The 14,046-nt window shown below is 60.5% G+C and carries 13 protein-coding genes and 1 tRNA gene; 8 read left to right on the top strand and 6 right to left on the bottom strand.

Annotated elements, in window-relative coordinates; genetic code table 11:
• Window positions 1-37 precede the first annotated feature (37 nt).
• Window positions 38-280 (top strand): hypothetical protein, encoded by a 243-nt coding sequence (locus GQF02_RS08270; protein ID WP_160796299.1) that lies wholly within the window; start codon window positions 38-40, stop codon window positions 278-280.
• On the opposite strand, the gene GQF02_RS08265 is transcribed toward GQF02_RS08270, so the two are convergent.
• Window positions 277-3,693 carry an AAA family ATPase gene (locus GQF02_RS08265; protein WP_160796297.1) on the bottom strand — a complete coding sequence of 1,139 codons (3,417 nt, stop codon included), beginning with the start codon at window positions 3,691-3,693 and terminating at the stop codon, window positions 277-279. The genes GQF02_RS08270 and GQF02_RS08265 overlap by 4 nt on opposite strands.
• Window positions 3,690-4,904, bottom strand: a complete 1,215-nt coding sequence (gene sbcD, locus GQF02_RS08260; RefSeq protein ID WP_160796295.1) for an exonuclease subunit SbcD — start codon at window positions 4,902-4,904, stop codon at window positions 3,690-3,692. The genes GQF02_RS08265 and sbcD overlap by 4 nt, the downstream gene beginning before the upstream one ends.
• 89 nt (window positions 4,905-4,993) lie before the next feature.
• Between sbcD and GQF02_RS08255 the strand changes: the two genes are divergently transcribed.
• The gene (locus tag GQF02_RS08255) at window positions 4,994-5,491 is read left to right on the top strand and encodes a hypothetical protein (RefSeq protein ID WP_160796293.1); all 498 of its coding nucleotides are present in this window, start codon (window positions 4,994-4,996) and stop codon (window positions 5,489-5,491) included.
• 419 nt (window positions 5,492-5,910) lie between these two features.
• On the opposite strand, the gene GQF02_RS08250 is transcribed toward GQF02_RS08255, so the two are convergent.
• Entirely contained in the window at window positions 5,911-6,447 is a 537-nt protein-coding gene (locus tag GQF02_RS08250) for a Dps family protein (protein WP_160796291.1), read from the bottom strand.
• Window positions 6,448-6,657: 210 nt separating this feature from the next.
• On the opposite strand from GQF02_RS08250, the gene GQF02_RS08245 reads away from it, so the two are divergent.
• Complete coding sequence (locus GQF02_RS08245) at window positions 6,658-7,911, top strand: Hsp70 family protein (RefSeq protein WP_124735879.1); 1,254 nt, start codon at window positions 6,658-6,660, stop codon at window positions 7,909-7,911.
• A 16-nt stretch (window positions 7,912-7,927) separates the two neighbouring features.
• Here GQF02_RS08245 and GQF02_RS08240 read toward each other — a convergent pair whose 3' ends face one another.
• A complete protein-coding gene (locus GQF02_RS08240; RefSeq protein WP_160796289.1) occupies window positions 7,928-8,323 on the bottom strand; it encodes a hypothetical protein in 396 nt (131 codons plus the stop codon).
• Between the two features lie 207 nt (window positions 8,324-8,530).
• Here GQF02_RS08240 and GQF02_RS08235 point away from each other — a divergent pair, with 207 nt between their 5' ends.
• The 5 genes from GQF02_RS08235 to GQF02_RS08215 all read left to right on the top strand — a co-directional run bounded on the left by GQF02_RS08235 (window position 8,531) and on the right by GQF02_RS08215 (window position 12,472).
• The gene (locus GQF02_RS08235; RefSeq protein WP_160796287.1) at window positions 8,531-8,845 is read left to right on the top strand and encodes a hypothetical protein; all 315 of its coding nucleotides are present in this window, start codon (window positions 8,531-8,533) and stop codon (window positions 8,843-8,845) included.
• Between the two features lie 79 nt (window positions 8,846-8,924).
• Window positions 8,925-9,009, top strand: a tRNA-Tyr gene (locus GQF02_RS08230).
• 99 nt (window positions 9,010-9,108) lie between these two features.
• On the top strand, window positions 9,109-10,887 hold the full coding sequence (locus tag GQF02_RS08225) for an ABC transporter transmembrane domain-containing protein (RefSeq protein WP_160796283.1): 1,779 nt from the start codon (window positions 9,109-9,111) through the stop codon (window positions 10,885-10,887).
• 263 nt (window positions 10,888-11,150) lie between these two features.
• Window positions 11,151-11,432 carry a hypothetical protein gene (locus tag GQF02_RS08220; protein ID WP_124735875.1) on the top strand — a complete coding sequence of 94 codons (282 nt, stop codon included), beginning with the start codon at window positions 11,151-11,153 and terminating at the stop codon, window positions 11,430-11,432.
• 74 nt (window positions 11,433-11,506) lie between these two features.
• Window positions 11,507-12,472, top strand: a complete 966-nt coding sequence (locus GQF02_RS08215; RefSeq protein WP_160796281.1) for a YcjF family protein — start codon at window positions 11,507-11,509, stop codon at window positions 12,470-12,472.
• Here the strand turns inward: GQF02_RS08215 and GQF02_RS08210 are convergent.
• Both GQF02_RS08210 and rarD read right to left on the bottom strand, forming a co-directional pair.
• On the bottom strand, window positions 12,469-13,095 hold the full coding sequence (locus GQF02_RS08210; RefSeq protein ID WP_160796279.1) for a phosphoribosyltransferase: 627 nt from the start codon (window positions 13,093-13,095) through the stop codon (window positions 12,469-12,471). The two genes, GQF02_RS08215 and GQF02_RS08210, sit on opposite strands and share 4 nt — an antisense overlap.
• Window positions 13,096-13,120: 25 nt before the next feature.
• Entirely contained in the window at window positions 13,121-14,041 is a 921-nt protein-coding gene (gene rarD / locus GQF02_RS08205; protein WP_160796277.1) for an EamA family transporter RarD, read from the bottom strand.
• Window positions 14,042-14,046 lie beyond the last annotated feature (5 nt).

Raw genomic sequence — 14,046 nt, 5'->3', positions numbered from 1 at the left:
ACAGATGGCCGGCCGTTTTTTATTCGCAGGCAAAATCATGCCCGAACAGCCCTACTCCCCGATCAGTTGCGACTATCACAGCGAGCTGGAATGGCTGGCACTGCAACGCAAACCCTGCAATATGACTTACCTAGCAGCCGATGGCACGCAAAGCCATTGCCACAGCATCATCCGCGACATCATCACCCGGGATGCGCAGGAATTCATTGTGCTGGACGACGGCAGCCAGATCCGCCTGGACGCGCTCATTTGCGTAGACGGCAAGCTACGTCCGCTTTAAGCCACAATTTGCAGGGTTGAAAAGCCGATACCGCTAGCCTTGCCCACCCTTATCTGCAGCGGGATGCGTTCCTTCATCGCCTCTACATGGCTGATCACGCCTATCATCTTGCCCGAGGCATTCAGGCTATCCAGCGCATCCAGCGCCAACTCCAGCGTGTCGGCATCCAGCGTGCCGAAGCCTTCATCCAGAAACAGGGAGTCGATCGAGGTTTTGTGACTGACCAGATCAGACAAGGCCAGTGCCAGCGCGAGACTCACAAGAAAGCTTTCACCTCCGGACAGCGTACGCGTATCACGCGCCGCATCGCCTTGCCAGGTGTCGACAATTTCCAGCTCCAGCTCGCCCGTACCCCGGCGCTGCAACACATAGCGCCCATGCAGCGTCTGCAACTGGCGATTGGCCAGATAAATCAGATGATCCAGCGTCAAACCCTGGGCAAACTTGCGGAATTTATCCCCCTTGGCCGAGCCTATCAGCCCGTCCAGATGCTGCCACAGCTCGGCATCGGCCGCCTGCGCCGCGATCTGTCCCAGCAAGCGCTGCTGCTTCGCCTTGCGCGCATCGTCTTCGGCCAGACGCCCGGCCAGACCTCCTTGCGCTTTTGCCAGCGCCTGCCGTCTGGCGCCAAGCGTCGAGAGCTGTGCCGTAAGCTCGGCCAAAGGCAAGTCAGTCAGCGGCGATGCACGCAAGCCGGAAAGCGTCGCCTGTACCGCCTCCAGCAAGGTCAGCGCCTGCCGCCGCGCCTGCGTAAGATTTTCACGCAGCGCCTGCAAGCGCAGGCGCTCGGCTTCGGGCAAGAGCGCGGCCAGAAAGGCCGTATCGTCGGCAAACGTACTCTCCGCCAGCGCATCCAGCCAGACACGCCGGGCCGCATCCTGCTCGCTGGCACGCTCCCGCAAGTTTGCGGCCAGCTGCGTCTGCCGCCCTTCCAGTTGCGCCAGCGTGTTTGTCACCGCGTCGGCTTCTTGCTGAAGCCCGGCCAAAGCAGCCGCCCTGTCATCCACGGCAGGCGCTGTCGGCATGCCATCCAGCCCCACGCATCCGGCTCTTTGCTGCCAGCTATCCCGCAGCTGGTTGGCAGCAAAGAGCCGCGCCTGTACGCGTAGCGCATCCTGTGCCAGTTGCCGGGCAGTTTGCTCTGCCAGCTGCCAGGCCTGCCACTGGATCGCACGCTCGGCCAGCCACGCAGAGGGCTGTGCCGGCAAGCTCTGGGCAAAAGGCGCGAGCGCCAGGCATAGCGCCTGGTTGTGCTTGTCTTGCGCCAACTGCAATGCAGCCAATGCGCGCTGCCCCTCGCTCAACCCCTGCGCCAGCGTTGCCTCGTGCTGTTCAAGCAGTGCCGACTGATGACGCACATCGGCCAGATGCTTATCCGCATCAGCGCTGACAGCCTGTGCCGCATGCCATGACAGCTCGGCGGCCTCGAAAGCGGCCAAAGCGGCAGCCGCCCTGTCCCGTGCGGCTTCCAGCTTCTGACGCAAGCGGGCGAGTACAGACTCGTCACGCCAGGCCTCCCCCGCCAGGGCATACACTGAGGCCGCATTCTGCCAGCGCACTTGCTGCGCCTGATGCTGCGCCATGCCTTCAAGCAGGCGCTGTTCCAGCTGCTGCGCTTCTGCCGTTTTGCGCGCCAGCGCAGCCGCCAACGCCTCCCCCTCCAGTTGCACTTCGGCCAGTCTTGCCCTGACTGCGACCAATGCCTGCTCACTCTGCGAAGGATCCAGCTGGCGATAAGCCTCTAGCGCCGGATGTTCACATGCGCCGCATAAGGGGCAAGCCTCTCCCGGGCGCAAATGGGCGCGCTGCGCCTCCAGACTCTGGATGCGCAATTCCAGCTCGATTAGCCTTGCCTTGTCTGCTTCTTCAATTTTGAGTGCGCTAAACAGACTGCGTAAATGCGTACGCTCGTCCGCCAGTGTCGCCACCTCATGCGCCAGCGGCTGTTTTTGTGCCTGCCAGTGCGTGAGCTCGGCCGCCTGCATACGCAAGCGCGCCCCCTCTTCGTCCAGGCGTAGCGCTGCCAGCGCATCTGCCTGACTTTCCTGCCAGGCGGCGCGCAATTGTGCGGCATCCGCGCCCAGGCTTTCCCGCAGCAAGGCTGCCGCCTGCTCCTGCGCCAAGGCTTGCGTATATTGATCTTCGGCGCGGGCAAGGGCCCCGACCAAGGTCTGGCGCTGTGCTCTGGCCACATGGCTTTGCTGCTGCAAGCGCTGCAGTTCGGTGTTTTTGCTGACTTGCTCACCCTCCAGCCTTTGCCCCTCGGCAAACAGGCCGCGCCAGACGGGGATCAGCTCGCCCAATTGCGCATGTACTGCATTCAAGGCCATCTGCGCTTCCAGCGCCTGCCTGTCTTGCGCCAGTGCTGCCAGCGCCTCAGCCTCGGCCGCCGCCTGCGCTCCGGCCAGGGCCCATGCTTCACCATGCAGGCGCAAAGACGCATGACGCGCCGCAAGTTGCTGCTCGCCCAGTTCCGCCTGCGTGCCGGTCAATGCCTGCCAGGCGGCTTGCGCCTGAGTCATTGACTGATAAAGCGGGCGTAGCGCCTCGGCCGGCTCGCCCAGGCTCAGGCGCTCCAGCGCCGGCGCGGCAAGCCTTGCCTGCGTATCCGCCTCGTCCAAGCCCTGCAAGGCGCTGGCTTCTTCCGCCTCGGCCTGAGTCACACGCAAGCGCCATTGGCGCTGTGCATCCAGCCTGGCCGCCTCCGCCGCTAGCGCCGCTTCCTCCTGCACCAGCGCCGTGACCTCGGCTTCCAGCACACTGCGCGCATTCTCATCCAGCAAATCGGCGGCACCCGCATCGCGCTTTAACTGCTCCAACGCAAGCCTGGCATCACGGGCGCGTGCAAATGCGCGCTCGGAAATGCGGCCGTAAATTTCACTGCCGGTCAGCTCTTCCAGCAGTTCGGCACGCTCGTTGGCACTGGCATTGAGAAAAGCGGCAAAACCGCCCTGCGCCAACAGCATGGAACGGGTAAAACGGGCAAAATCCAGCCCGGTGATGGCCACAATCTGCCGCAGCTTGTCACCCACTTGGGTAGACAAGATCGTACCGTCGGCGCGTGCAAGCTCGACCTTTGGCGCCTGCAGCGCGCCTCTGGCCTTGTCGCGCGCGCGACGCTGGCTCCAGAATGCCCGATAACCCTCGCCCTGTACTTCAAACTCGACCTCGGCCAGACAATCACCCGTGTGGCGCGTCATCAGCTCGTTGGCACTGGCCGACAGTGTCTTGAGGCGCGGCGTTTCGTGATACAGCGCCAGACAGATCGCATCCAGCAAGGTGGTTTTGCCGGCGCCGGTCGGGCCGGTAATGGCAAACAGGCTGTTACCCTTGAAAGGGGGCGCGTTAAAGTCGACCTTCCATTCCCCCTTCAGCGAATTAAGGTTTTTCAGGCGCAAGGAAAGTATCTTCATGCGTCTTCCCCTGCCAGCTCGGCCAGAAGCAGCGCATAGCGCGCCTGCAGGCTGACCTTGAGCGCATCCGGCAACTCTTCCTGCGCCAGACGCCGCTCGAACACCTCAGACGGGCTGAGTTCGTCCAGCGTCTCCCGCGCTTGCTGCTGCAAGGCTAAAGCACTCTGGCCACGCTCGCGCCGGATGCGCAACACGTCCACCGGCAAGCCTTCGCACATGCTCTGGATGCGGCCATGCAAATCGGCCAGATAGTCATCGCTACGCACCATGACCTCCAGCCACACCGTCTGTCCTTCTGTAGCCTTTGTTGCAGCAGCGGCAATCTGGTGAGGCAAACTCTCCAGCGACCCCGCAACGGCACACAGGGCTTGAAAACACGGCACAGCCAAAGGCGTCACCGACTGCAAGCCCTTGGCATCCAGCTCAACCAGCAGCACTTCTTTTTGCTGGTGCGCCTCGTCAAAACTCAGGGCAATGGGGGAGCCGCAATAGCGGATATGCTCGAAGCCACCCACTTTTTGCGGGCGGTGGATATGGCCTAGCGCAATATAATCGGCTGGCGGAAAAGCACTGGTCGGAAATGCCTCCAGCGCGCCCACATAGATTTCGCGCACCGACTCGCTGGCGCTCGCGCCCACCGTAGTCAGATGGCCGCTGGCGATAACAGGCAGATCCAGCCCCAGCACCTGTCGCTGCGCCACGGCCAGTGCATACACGGCCTGATAATGCCGCTGTATCGCCTGCTGCAAGGACAACTGCTTGTCCGCTGAACTTTGCCCGGGCAGGCTTTGCAATACATCGCGCGCACGGATAAATGGGATGGCGCATAAAACGGCGCCGGGCTGGCCATTACGCCCGTTCAACACCAGCACCTGCCGCTCGATATCCACTGCCGCAACCACCCGGGTGGACAGATGCGCCAACAGCGATCTGCTCTCGCCCAGCGTAGCCACCGAGTCGTGGTTGCCACCCAGCACCACCAGCGTGGCGCCACTCGCATGCAGGCCAACAACGAATTCGTTGTACAGCTCGCGCGCATAGCTAGGGGGCGCGCCGGTATCAAACACATCGCCAGCGACCAGCACGACATCGACAGCGCAAAGCTTGACTTGCTCCAGCAACCAGGCAAGAAACGCCTGATGCTCAGCCTGGCGTGTCTTGCCGATAAAATGCTGGCCCAGATGCCAGTCCGAGGTATGCAGTATTTTCATTACGCGCCCGTTTACTCATAGTCGGATCGATTATACGGCCGGATCGGCACTATGCTTGCAGGGCACACAAACCAATAAAGAGCCCCGCCATGAAATACCTTGCTCTGTTGCCATGTTTGACCCCCTTATGGGGGCTGGCCGACACCATGCCGCCACCCCCGGTGGCCACCGCCTCCTTGTCCTGCCCCGCACCGGTGCAGCTGGGCTTTGATGCCAAGGCGCGGCTGGAACTGCTGCTGTCGCTACACGGCTATACGCCACTTGCGCAAGGCGGGCAGTGGCAATTCTGCTTTCGCGCCAGCACCCGCACCGTACTGACACCGCAAACGCAATGGCAGAGCGGCATCGGCGTGGGCTATGGCCGCTATGGCGGAGGCTGGGGCGGCATGGCAGACTGGGACTGGCCACAACAACCTTACACAAGCTATGCAGAGCGCACGCTCAACACCCTGACACTAAGCGTAAGCAAAAGCGGCAGTACGCAAATGCCATGGCAGGCAGAGCAAACCGTAGACAGTAAAGAAGAGCACGCCGGTTCTTGGCAACGCGCGGCACTATTGTTGCTGGATCAGGTTCCACAGCCTTGAGCACACAATAAAAAAGGCGATGTCCCAATTACAAGTTGGCACAAATGGGGAGTGGGTTTTGAGTCCGCTGCGCGGACCTGTTTAGCTTGCCGCTTCCGCGCGGCATGCGGGCAGGGGCCGGACGCGCCCGGCCCCTTGCATCCCCGGCGCCCCCGAAGTCTCGCGAAACCCCGGCGTAAAAGACGCTGCCGAGGCGCTGGCCAACTCGCGATTCGCTAGCGTCGAATCGCTCAAACAGAGGCCAGCTTAAGACCTCGCCAGCGTCTTTTTCACCGGCGCGAGCCTAACGGGGAATGGTGGCTGATGCATGGATAGCGTGCATCGCAGGACGTATATACCAACTTGCAATTGGGACATCACCATAAAAAAGCGATAGCGGAATCAATCCGCTATCGCTTTTGGCCAAACCCGAAAACGGCTTAGTGACCGGTACCGTCACCGCGGCGGCTGGCTTCAAACAAAAACCAGGTGCGCCGCTCGGCGGCATCTATCCAGTTTTCGATCAGGCTGGCCGTTGCCGTATCGTTGTATTTGTCGCATACGCTATGGACTTCACGCAAACGCGCAGCCAGATTTTTGCTGTCGTCGCACAGTTCGGCCAGCATATCCAGCGGATGCACATAGTCGGCATCATTATCCAGCACCCGCTGGATGCGGGCGATATGGCCGATAGAGGTCATGGTCCGACCACCAACCTTGCGCACACGCTCGGCAATCGGGTCGGTCATACCGTATAGTTCATCACCCTGCTCATCCAGCATCAGGTGGTAGTCGCGAAAATGCGGCCCGCTGACATGCCAGTGAAAATTCTTGGTTTTCAGATACAAAGCAAAAACATCGGCCAGAATCAGGTTCATCGCTGCGCTGATATCGCGCGTCGCGTCACTACCCAGATCGGTTGGTGTGGAAATTGGCGCAACTCGTGTGCGCTCGCCCTGCCCCTTGGCTACTGACATCGCTTACCTCTCTTCGTAAAAATCTTCACGCGCCATGTGCATCAACAGATACGCACAGCAAGTCCAGATGCAGTCTTTTGCGGTTAATTGCATAAAAATGCATGCCTTAAGGTATAGCAGCGGTGCAAATGGTTTGCCGCCGCCAGACCTTGACGCTGAATTGGGCTATACTCGCGCGCCTCGAAATTTTGCACCGATATAAACGTATTCATGATGACCAATGCTTGTGGCGTGGATTTTGGCACGTCCAACTCGACCGTCGGCTGGCACCGCCCCGGCGTCCCCGCCTTGCTGGCACTGGAAGATGGCAAGACCACGCTCCCTTCTGTGGTGTTTTTCAATACTGAGGAAGACTCGGTCGCGGTCGGGCGAGCCGGCATTGCCGAATATCTGGAAGGCTACGAGGGCCGGCTGATGCGCTCGCTCAAGAGCCTGCTTGGCACCAGCTTGATGGATGGCCAGACCGAAGTGCATGGACGTACGCTGCGCTTTATGGACTTGCTGCAGATGTATATCGACCAGCTCAAGCAACGTGCCGAACGCTCGGCCGGCCGTCCCTTGCAACAGGCGGTGTTTGGCCGGCCGGTGTATTTTGTCGACGACGATGCACGCGCCGATGCACTGGCACAAGACACGCTGGCGCAGATTGCACGCCAGGCCGGGTTTAGCGATATCGAGTTCCAATTCGAGCCGATTGCGGCCGCTTTCGACTACGAAAGCCGTATCAGTCGTGAAGAGCTGGTACTGGTTGTGGACATCGGTGGCGGCACCTCCGACTTCACCCTGATCCGCCTGTCGCCACAATCCGCCTTGAAGCTGGATCGTCAAGATGACATTTTGGCCAATTGCGGCGTCCACATCGGCGGCACCGATTTCGACAAGCAGCTGAGTCTGGCCACGGCCATGCCGCTACTGGGCCTGCGCAGCAAGCTCAAAAGCCAGGCCGAGATGCCATCCAGTGCCTACTTCAATCTGTCGACCTGGCACACCATCAACTTTGCCTATACACGCAAGGCACTGTCTTCCTTGCAAAGCGTGTATTCCGAAGCACTGGAGCAGAACAAGCTTGACCGGCTGTTTACCCTGATTGCCAAGCGCGCCGGTCACTGGCTGGCCATGCAGGTGGAGGACGCCAAAATTGCACTCTCCAGTCAGGAACAGACGCTTTTGCAGCTGGATGAAATAGAGAACGGCCTGAACCTGAGCCTGAGCCGCGCCCAGTTTGACGAGTCGATTACCCGCCAGATCGACAGCATAGAACACACCGTCAAGCAGGTGCTCACACAGGCTCAGGTCGCGCCCGATGCGGTAGACACTGTATTTTTCACGGGTGGTGCCAGTGGTGTCCCCCTGCTCAGACAGCGTATCGCCGCCCTTTTGCCCAAAGCCAAAGCCGTCGAGGGCGACCTGCACGGCAGCATAGGCAGCGGTTTGGCACTGGATGCCGCGCGCCGCTTCGCGTAAGCCTGGCAGCGAGAGCTTAGCCGGCTAAACCCTCGACGTGACAGGCCAGCGCCACCACCGACGCGGCAATCGATCCTTGCGGGGCCGATTCAAACTTGGCCCCCACCAAGCCGCTATCATGGCGCAAGCTACCCTGATGATTGCGCACCCGGGTGTGGACAACGGCAAACTCCTGACTATTGCAGTTGACCTTGATTTTCTGCTGCAACAGGCAATCCTGACGCCGGCCTTTGGGCGGACAGCTGGCCTGATCGACCTGTAGCCATAACTCGGGAAGTGCACCACTTCTGAAGGTCTCCAGATCAAAGGTAATCTGGTTACCGCTTGCAGTTTCGCCAAGCAAGACCCAGCGCGGTGCAGCTTCGGCATGGCACCAGGCGCTGACAAACACTATCCACACCAGCTTTTTCATGGCAGCCACCTCCTGCACGGGTGCCAACTTGCACGCTCCTGCCCGTTTTTGCCTGAGTGCTAAAAGTGCGGAGCTGCTTCGTTTTAGCAGGCACAGCCGATTCTTGTCGCCAGGAACCTGCCTTAACACCCGCTAAACTAAAGGTTTCATGCACGGCGCTGCCGGTGTACCCTAGCGCTCCAAAATTCGACTTGAAAGACCAACACGATGGATCAAACGGTAAAACTGCTGGGCGCCGCCCTGACGCAAAAAGGCAAGTACATGATTTTCCTTGCCTCGAACGATGCCGCAGCCAGCCCGATGGGCGCACGCGCCATTGACGACGACGCCATCCGCTTGCTGCTACCCGAAGCGGTGAGCAAGCGCGAAGACGCCAAAGAACTGGAAGCCCGTCTGCACCGCGCCATTACCGGCAACAAGCAGCAAAAAGTGGTCAAAATCCTGCTGCATCTAATTACCGTCGAACAACTCAAGCGCATCCGCGTCGCCGATATTCGCCGCCTGCCCGCGTCACTGGGCTAAGTGCGCAGCACTTCGGCATGAATCACCGACATTCGCTTGACGTTTGATATAAACCCATTTATTATTCGCGTCCTCTTGTGGGGGGATTCCCGAGCGGTCAAAGGGATCAGACTGTAAATCTGACGGCTCAGCCTTCGAAGGTTCGAATCCTTCTCCCCCCACCAGTTTCACCCGGCCACCACGGCGCCTTTAGCTCTACCCGTTTCACAACACCCAGCTACAAATTAACAGCACGCCCATGCGTTCACCGTTAAAGTAGCGCTATGCCAGAATCGCCCAAGCCCACTCTCGTCCGCATCAGCCCTTTATTGGCGCTACTGCCTTTTTTGCGTCCTTATCGCCTGCGCGCCATACTCGCCCTGCTGGCACTCACGGTTGCAGCCAGTGCGACACTGGCATTGCCTGTCGCTTTTCGCTACATGATAGACCGCGGCTTTAGCGCGGCGAGCGCAGGGCATATCAACTCGGTTTTTATCGCCCTGTTCGCGGTTTCCGCTGTCCTTGCCACCGCTACGGCTGCGCGCTTTTATCTGGTGTCCTGGCTGGGCGAGCGCGTCACCAGCGATTTGCGCAGTGCCATCTATCGCCATGTAATCCGGATGAGCCCGGCTTACTTCGAGACCACACAGACCGGCGAAGTGCTGTCACGCCTGACCACCGACACCACACTGGTGCAAACCGTCATCGGCACCAGCCTGTCCATGGGCTTGCGCAACCTGCTATTGATGGCCGGCGGCCTCGTCATGCTGTTCATTACCAGCAGCAGCCTCACCGGCTATATCCTGACCACACTGCTATTCGTCATTCTGCCCATCATGCTGTTCGGCCGGCGCGTGCGCCAGCTCTCGCGCGCAAGCCAGGACCGCATCGCAGACGCCAGCGCCATGGCCGGCGAAATCCTCAACGCCATCCCGACCGTACAGGCTTTCAATCAGCAAGCGCACGAGGCGCAACGCTTTGATGGCGCGGTAGAACATGCATTCGACAGTGCACTCGCCCGCATACGCGCGCGCTCGCTACTCACTGCCGTCGTCATCCTGCTGGTTTTCGGTGCCATTGTGTTTGTGCTGTGGCTGGGCGCACATGCGGTGATAGACGGCAGCCTGACACCGGGCGAACTGGGGCAATTCGTTCTCTATGCGGTGGTCACCGCCGGTGCCATCGGTGCGATCGCCGAAGTGTGGGGCGATATCCAGCGCGCGGCCGGAGCCACCGAAAGGCTGATGGAGTTGCTGGCACTGGACAGCCCGGTGCAGACGCCCGAGCGGCCACACGCGCTCGCGGCAACAGGCGACGGCATCCGGCTGGAAAACGTCAGTTTCGCCTATCCGTCCCGCCCGGACACGCCGGCACTACACCAGCTAAACCTGCACATCCACCCGGGCGAGCGCGTCGCGCTGGTCGGCCCCTCCGGCGCGGGCAAAACCACCCTGTTCCAGCTATTGCTGCGCTTTTACGACCCGGATCAAGGCCAGATCAAGCTGCAAGGCGTCAACTTGCGCACCCTGGCCCTGAATGACTTGCGCCAGCATCTGGGCGTGGTCTTGCAGGACACGGTTATTTTTGCCACGAGCGCGCTGGAAAATATACGCTACGGCAAACCCGAAGCCAGCGATCAGGAAGTCTTTGCTGCCGCACGCGAAGCGGCAGCAGACGAGTTTATCCAGCGTCTGCCGCAAGGCTACGCCAGTCATCTGGGCGAACGCGGCGTACGCCTGTCCGGCGGCCAGCGCCAGCGCATCGCCATCGCCCGCGCCATTCTGAAAAACCCGCCCATCCTGCTTTTGGATGAAGCCACCAGCGCACTGGATGCCGAGTCCGAACAACTGGTGCAGCAGGCGCTGGAACGCGCTGCCGCCAAACGCACCACGCTGGTCATCGCCCATCGTCTGGCCACCGTGCGCCAGGCCGACCGAATTCTGGTCATGGATCAGGGGCGCATCATCGCCGAAGGCACGCATCGCACCTTGCTGCAAAGTTCGCCCCTGTATGCGCGGCTGGCTGCCCTGCAATTCGGTGCACAGGCCGATGAACCGGCCTAAACACACTGCGGAATTTTCCACAGATTCTGTGGAAAAGCAGCCTTATAGCGGGGCAAAGCCAGAAGAAAATCCTTATAAATCAATGCACCCGCAAGTGGCGATTAAAATTTGCACAGCACATCAAACAGGCAGATTCAAGCCGCCGGGTCAAGCCCTGGCGCGCGCTTTTCCCACATCTGAATCCGTCAGCGCAACACAAAATCCGGCTGCTAGCATCAGGGCATCCGGCATAGCGAAAGCGCACGCCACTCCAGGAGCAAGCCATGAGCAAAATCATTATCAACGGCCACAATTTCGTTAAATCCCTGCTGGACGGACAAGCACGCGGCGACGAATTTGTTCAGGCCATCAATGACTATCTGAGCTATCTGGCCGAACAGGCCGAAATGTCCGGCATTACGCTGGAGGTCGAAAACGGCAATCAAACGTCCGATGTATACCGTATCACCGACGAGACAGACAGCGCCGACTTAAGCGCCGCACAAGACTTTATGCAGCACCGGGTCAAAGACTTCTGGGCTTGGCATGGCCGTACACAAGGCTAAACAATTAAGCCAACCGGGAACTGCTACCGTATTAACTTGCCAAAGCGATATCAACTTATCAGGCCGAACATCCCATGAACAGCGCACAACAACAAGCCATCCTGAGCATCGCCCTGCTGGCCGCCTTTGCCGACGGCGATAACGACGAACGCGAGCGCGAACATATACGCGCGCTAGCCGAATCCCTGGGGCAAGGCTCGGGCATGGATCTCACCCGCTTGTATCAGGACGTGTTATTCAAGCGGATCACGCTCGCGGATGCCTGCTCCAAGCTGGACGATCAGGCTGCACGCCAGTTTGCCTTCGAGATGGCGGTGTGCGTTTGCGATGCCGACGGGCGTACCAGCGAGGCCGAACGCGCCTTCCTGGCGGACTTGAAAGCCCGCCTGCAGTTGGCGGATGCAGACAGCCTTGCCTTCCAGCAGGAGGCCGACGCCATTGCCGATGCCGGCCAGTATGCGGCACCGCCAGCCGCAGCCGCTGCAAAACAGCAAGCCGCGCCAACTGCCAGCAGCAATGCGCAAGACGAAGCCGAGCTTGACCGCTCCATCCTCAACTACGCCATTCTGAATGGTGCGCTGGAACTGCTGCCGCAATCCTGGGCCTCGGTCGCCATTATTCCGCTGCAGATCAAGATGGTGTACGGCATAGGCAAACGCTATGGCTATGAGCTGGATCAGGGCCATATCCGCGAATTTTTGTCCACCGTCGGCATCGGACTGACGTCACAATATCTGGAACAATTCGGGCGCAAGCTGATAGGCGGGCTATTTGGCAAAGCGGCAGGAAAATGGGGGAAAACACTGGGCGGCGCAGGCACCGGCATGGCATTTTCTTTTGCCAGCACCTATGCACTGGGCCAGATCGCCAAGCGCTATTACGCCGGCGGCCGCCAGATGAGCACGGCGCTACTGCAGCAGAGTTTTCAGGGCATGTTAGGACCGGCCAAAGAGATGCAAAGCCAGTACCTGCCGCAAATCCGCCAGCGCGCCGGCACGCTGGATGCAGCCGAAATCATGAACCTGGTGAAGGGGCGCTAAGACGCAGCCAGAACGCGCTCGACCTCGGCGTCTTCCACCTGGGTGAAGTCGCGGTAAAACTGCCCGACCGAGGCAAACTGGGCGGGCGCACTCAAACACACCAACTCGTCGCAATGCGCACGTACCCGCGCACAAGCGTCCGGCGACGCCACCGGCACGGCACACACCAGCCGTGCCGGACCTTGCAAGCGCAGCGCACCCAGTGCCACCAGCATGGTGGCACCGGTCGCCAAGCCATCGTCCACCACAATCACGATGCGCCCAGCAACCGGCAAGGATGGGCGCAGTGGCGTATAACGCGCGCGCCGTGCCCGTATTTTGGCCGACTCAAGCTCGCGCAGCTGCGCAATCCACTGCGCATCGGCACCCGCCCGTCCGGCCCAGGGCATCAACACCACCTGCCCCGTTTCGCTTAGCGCACCGATGGCGAACTCGGCATCCCCCGGCGCATGCAGCTTGCGCACCAGCACCACATCCAGATCGCCTTGCAGCAAATCTGCCAGCTCGCGCCCCATCGGCACCGCGCCACGCGGAATGGCCAGTACCAGCGGATGCTGGCCACGGTAAACCAGCAAGGCCTGCGCCAACTGCCGGGCGGCATCCAGCCTGTCATCAAAGCGCATACACCCTCCCGCCAAATAGCCTTGCTTATCTGCGCCCCCGCCACGGCAGGCGCAGGCCGAACTGACGGATCGAAATATTCAAGCCAGTCAAAGCGACGGCCAGCCAGATCGGCCCGTAAGTGAGCAGGCGATTGGCACTCAAAGGCTCGCCCAACAGCGTGATAGCCAGCAAAAACAGCAATACCGGCTCCACATAACCCAGCAAGCCCATCATCCCCAAAGGCAACAGGCGGCTGGATGCCAGATAGCACAGCAAGGCTGCGGTACTGATCAAGCCCAGACCCGGCAAAAGCAACCAGAAGCGCGCCTCGTCCAGCACACCATAACTTGCCGGCCCCAGATAGCACAACATCAGGATAGCGACCGGAAACAAGAACGCCATCTCCAGCGCAAAACCGGTCAGCGCCTCCAGCCGTGCCCAGCGCCGCAATACGAAATAAGGTGGATAACCCAGCGCGACCAGCAAGGTGGGCCAGGCAATGGCACGGGTCAGCCACAATTCATGCAGCACCCCGAGCAAGGCAAAGCCTACCGCCAGCCACTGCATGCGGTACAGATGCTCGCCATACAGCCAGCGCCCGAACAACACCATGGTCAGGGGTAGCAAGAAATAGCCCATCGCCACCGACATGGCCTCGCCATTGATAGGTGCCCACATAAACAGCCACTGCTGCACGCCAAACAAGCCGGCCAGCAAGGGCATGGCCAGCAACAGGCGAGGCTCGCTGCGCAAGCGCTGCAACAACTGGCAAAACGCCGGCCATTGCCGGCGCAAAACCAGCAACAGAAAGGCGCCCGGCAAAGTCCAGATGATGCGCCAGGCAAAAACAGCCTCGCCGGACAAGGGTGACAGCAAGGTGGTATAGCCGGACAACACGGCAAACAGCAGCGAGGCCAGCACCGAAAGGGCTACGCCGCTGCCGGACAGGCCAATAGGAGGATTCATGGAAA

The sequence above is a fragment of the Craterilacuibacter sinensis genome (assembly GCF_009831765.1).
GTDB lineage: Bacteria > Pseudomonadota > Gammaproteobacteria > Burkholderiales > Chromobacteriaceae > Craterilacuibacter > Craterilacuibacter sinensis.
Note: the sequence above shows the minus strand (reverse complement) of the source record. Positions and strands in the feature narration are given on the sequence as shown.